This is a genomic window from Dactylosporangium sp. NPDC049525 (genome assembly GCF_040676755.1).
Taxonomy (GTDB): domain Bacteria; phylum Actinomycetota; class Actinomycetes; order Mycobacteriales; family Micromonosporaceae; genus Dactylosporangium.
Genome location: NZ_JBFAPO010000139.1, coordinates 1 through 4,759, shown reverse-complemented (window position 1 = coordinate 4,759; position 4,759 = coordinate 1). Strand labels below are relative to the sequence as shown.

The 4,759-nt window shown below is 78.0% G+C and carries 1 protein-coding gene; it reads right to left on the bottom strand.

Annotated elements, in window-relative coordinates; genetic code table 11:
- Positions 1 to 4,759: SDR family NAD(P)-dependent oxidoreductase (locus AB0K00_RS57540; protein WP_363540155.1), on the bottom strand; the 4,759-nt coding region annotated here is incomplete at both ends.

Below are 4,759 nucleotides of genomic sequence, written 5' to 3'. Positions count from 1 at the left end.
CCGCGCTGCTGCGCGCCGAGCCGCGGCTGCCGGCGACGCGGGCCGCCTGCGCCCGCAGCGCCGGCTCCGAGCGCGCCGACAGCGGCAACGGCACCGGCCGCTCGGGCGCGGTCACCGTGGCGGGCTCGACGGTTTCCGCCGGTGCCGCGCCGATGATCACGTGCGCGTTGGTGCCGCTGACCCCGAACGCCGACACCGCCGCGTGCCGGTCCCGCCCGGTCGCCGGCCACGGCGTCCGTTCGGTCAGCAACGACACCGCACCGGCCGACCAGTCGACCCGCGGGGTCGGCGCGTCGACGTGCAGCGTGCGCGGCAGCTCGCCGTGCCGGATCGCCTGGACCATCTTGATGATCCCGGCGACCCCGGCCGCCGCCTGGGTGTGCCCGATGTTCGACTTGATCGAGCCGAGCCACAGCGGCCGGTCCGCGGGCCGTTGCTGCCCGTAGGTCGCGATGAGCGCCTGCGCCTCGATCGGGTCGCCGAGCCGGGTGCCGGTCCCGTGCGCCTCGACCGCGTCGACGTCGGCGCCGCGCAGCCCGGCCGCGGCGAGCGCCTGGCGGATGACCCGCTGCTGCGCGGGGCCGTTCGGGGCGGTGAGGCCGTTGCTCGCGCCGTCCTGGTTGACCGCCGAGCCGCGGATGACGCCGAGGACCCGGTGTCCCTTGGCGCGGGCCGTGCTCAGCCGCTCCAGCAGCAGCAGGCCCGCGCCCTCGCTCCAGCCGGTGCCGTCGGCGGCCGCCGCGAACGGCTTGCACCGCCCGTCGGGCGCGAGCCCGCGCTGCCGGCTGAACTCGGTGAACACTCCCGGGTCGGCCATCACGGTGGCCCCGCCGGCCATCCCGAGGTCGCACTCGCCCGACCGCAGCGCCTGCACCGCCAGGTGCACCGCCACCAGCGACGACGAGCACGCGGTGTCGACCGTGACGGCGGGCCCGTGCAGGCCGAGGGTGTACGCGATCCGGCCCGACGCGACGCTGCCGGTCGTGCCGGTCAGCAGGTAGCCCTCGCTGCCGGCGCCGCCACGGCCCATCCCACCGCCGTACTGCTGGGACCACGCGCCGACGAACACGCCGGTGGCGCTGCCGCGCAGGACGCCGGGGTCGATCCCGGCGTGCTCGCACACCTCCCAGGCCAGCTGCAGCAGCAGGCGTTGCTGCGGGTCGGTGGCGAGCGCCTCCCGCGGGGTGATGTCGAAGAACGCCGGGTCGAACTCGGCGGCGTCATACAGGAACCCGCCCCGTTCGGTGGTGCACGTCCCCGGGTGGTCCGGGTCGGGGTGGTAGAGCCGTTCCACGTCCCAGCCGCGGTCGGTCGGGAACCTGCCGGTCGCGTCGATGCCGTCGGCCACCGCCCGCCAGAGGTCCTCCGGGTTCCGGATGCCGCCAGGGTACCGGCAAGCCATCCCGACAATCGCGATCGGCTCGTCAGTGGGAGCCGGCAAGCCGATGGTCGCGACCCGTGCCGCCGCCGGTGCGTCGGGCGCCGGCTGCGGCGCCGGCGCGACCAGGTCGGCGATCAGGGCCGCCGCGGCGGTGGGGGTCGGGTGGTCGAAGGCGAGCGTGGACGGCAGCCGCAGTCCGGTGGCGGCGGCCAGGAGGGTGCTCAGCTCGACGGCGAGGACGGAGTCGAAGCCGAGGTCCCGGAACGGCCGGTCGGCATCGACGCGGTCCGCGGCCCGTCCGGTGACGCCCGCGGTGTGCCGGACGACGAGGTCCAGGACCGCGGCCGGCCGCTCCGCCGAGGGCAGCCGCTGGATGCCCTGCCGCCACTGCTGCGCCGGTCCGTCCGCCGCCTGCGACCGTGCTGTCGCCTGCGACCGTGCTGTCGCCTGCGGTTGCTGCGGTTGCTCCGGTTGCCGCGGTGCCGCCGGTGCGGGGTTCAGCTCGGCCATCAGCGGGCGGGGGCCGGCCGCCTGGTACAGGGCCAGGAACCGGGGCCAGTCGACGTCGGCGACGACGACGTGGGTCTCGTCGGCGGCGAGCGCCCGTTCCAGTTCGTCGAGTGCGGCCGCCGGGGGCATCGGGCGCAGGCCGCGCCGGGCCAGACGGGCGGCCAGGTCCGGGTCGGCGCCCATGCCGTCGCCCGCCCAGACGCCCCAGGCGACCGCGGTCGCGGTGCGGCCGAGCGCCCTGCGGCGGGCGGCGACGGCGTCGCAGGCGGCGTTCGCGGCCGCGTACGCTGCCTGCCCGCCGCTGCCCCACACCCCGGCGATCGAGGTGAACAGCACGAACGCGTCCAGCGGCGCACCGCCGAACAGCGCGTCGAGGTTGGTGGCCACGGCCGCCTTCGCGGTCGCCGCCGCCAGCGCGGCCGGGTCGAGGGACCGCAGCGGCGTGTCGCCGACGGTCCCGGCCGCGTGCACGACCGTGCGGACCGGCCCGTGCTCGGCCGTGATCCGGCGCAGCAGCCGGGAGAGGGCGCCGCGATCGGCCGCGTCGCAGGCCTCGACGGCGACCCGGGCCCCGAGCGCGGTCAGCTCGGCCCGCGCCTGCTCGGCCGAGGGCGCCGCTGATCCGCGGCGGCTGACGAGGACCACGGTCTGTGCGCCGCGCTCCACCAGCCGCCGGGCGACCTGCCGCCCGAGGCCGCCGGTGCCGCCGACGACCAGGGCGGTGCCGCTGGTCCGCCAGGTGCCGCCGGCGCTGTCCGTGGCCGGGGTGGCTTCGACGAGGCGGCGGGCGAACAGCCCGCTGTCGCGGACCGCGATCTGGTCCTCGGCCCCGCCGAACGCCTCGCGCAGCGCGGCGACCGCGGCGTCGCTCGGCACCGCCGGCAGGTCGGCGACGGCCGCGCGGAGGGCGGGCAGCTCCAGCCCGGCGGTGACGCCGAGGCCCCAGACCTGCGCCTGGGCCGGCACCGGGCGGTCGCCCCCGGCGACGGCGACGGCGCCGCGGGTGAGTATCCACAGTGGACCCCCGTGGCCGGCCGCGTCGGCGGCCCGCAGCAGCGCCAGGGTGCCGGCGGCGCCGCCGGTGTCGTCGAGGGCGAGCAGCGAGACGATCCCGCGGCCCGGCGCCGCGGCGATCTCGGCCGCCAGCTCATCCACAGTGGACGCCGTGGACGCCGTGGACGCCGCGGACACGGTGGACGCGGCGGATGTCGTGGACGCCATGGACACAGTGGACACCGTCACCGCACCGGCGCCCGCGAGGGCCTCGGGGACCCGGGCCGCCCACGTCGCCGCAGGGACGCCGGCGGGGACCAGCACCAGCCAGTCGCCGGCGGGCGCGGCCGTCGCGGGCGCGCAGGCCCGCCAGGCGACGCGATGCCTGGACAACGCCGGCGTGGCGGCGGGCCGGACGTCAGCGCGGTCGTCAGGCCGGTCGTCCGGCAGGTACCAGTACGACTCCGGCTCGAACGCGAACGTCGGCAGGTCCGCCACCGGGCCCCGGCCCGGCGCGACCGCGGCCCAGTCGACCGGCTGCCCACCGGCGTGCAGGGTCGCCACCGCCGTCAGCAGCGCCTCGGGCTCGGGCCGGGTGCGGTGCAGGACCGCGGCGACCGGGTGGCCGGCCGCCGCCGGGTGGCCGCGGACGAGCTGGCTGAGCGTCGGGTTCGGCGCCAGCTCCAGCCACCGGCCGACGCCGAGCCCGGCGAGGGTGCCGACGGCGTCGGCGAAGCGGACGGCCTCCCGGACGTGCCGGACCCAGTAGTCGGGCGTGGCGATCTCGTCCGGGTCGGCGAGCCGGCCGGTGACGTCGGAGACGATCGGGATACCGGGCCGGTGGTACGTCAGCCGCGCCGCCACCTCCCGGAACTGCGGCAGCACCGCGTCGACGTGCGGGGAGTGGAACGCATGCCGCACCGCGAGGCGGCGGACCCGCCGGCCCAGGGCCGCGAAGTGGGCGCCGGCGGCCGACACGGCGGCCACGTCGCCCGCGACCACGACGGACCGTTCGGCGTTGACGGCGGCAATCGCCGCGTCGCCGCCGTGCTCGCGCAGGTATGCGGCGAGTTCCTCCTCGGTCGCCTCGACGGCCGCCATCGCGCCGGTGACCGGCAGCAGCTGCATCAGCCGCCCGCGGTGCGCGACCAGGGTCGCGGCGTCCTGCAGGCTCAGCACCCCGGCGACGTGCGCGGCGGCGAGCTCGCCGATGGAGTGCCCGGCGAGGTAGTCCGGGACGACCCCCCACGACTCGACGAGCCGGTACATGGCCGTCTCCAGCGCGAACAGCGCCGGCTGGGTCCAGCTGGTCTGGCCGAGCAGTTCGGCGCCGTCGGTGCCGGGTTCGGCGAACAGCACGTCGCGCAGCGAGCCGCCGAGCAGCGGGTCGAGCTGCGCGCAGGCGGCGTCGAGGGCCGCGGCGAAGACCGGGAACGTGTCGTACAGCTCCCGGCCCGCTCCCGGTCGCTGGGCGCCCTGCCCGGCAAAGACGAACGCGAGCCGGGCGTCGCGGGCGGTCCCCGTGACGAGGCCGGCGTCGGTGCGGCCCTCGGCGAGCGCGGCCAAGGCGGCGGGGCCGTGGAACGCGGCGCGGTGGGTGTGGTGGGCACGGACGACGGCGAGGGTGTGCGCCTCGGCGGCGGTCAGCGCCCGCCCGCCGAGGTGGTCCACCAGCTGCCGCGCCTGCCGGGTCAGGGCCTGCGGCGACGGGCCGGACAGCAGTCCGGGCAGCGTCAGCGCGGGTGGCGTCACGGCGGGCGGCTCGGGTGCCGGCTCGCGGTCGGGTGCTTGTTCGAGGATGAGGTGGGCGTTGGTGCCGCTGATGCCGAAGGAGGAGATGGCGGCGCGGCGGGGGCGGTGGTGGTTGGGCCAGGG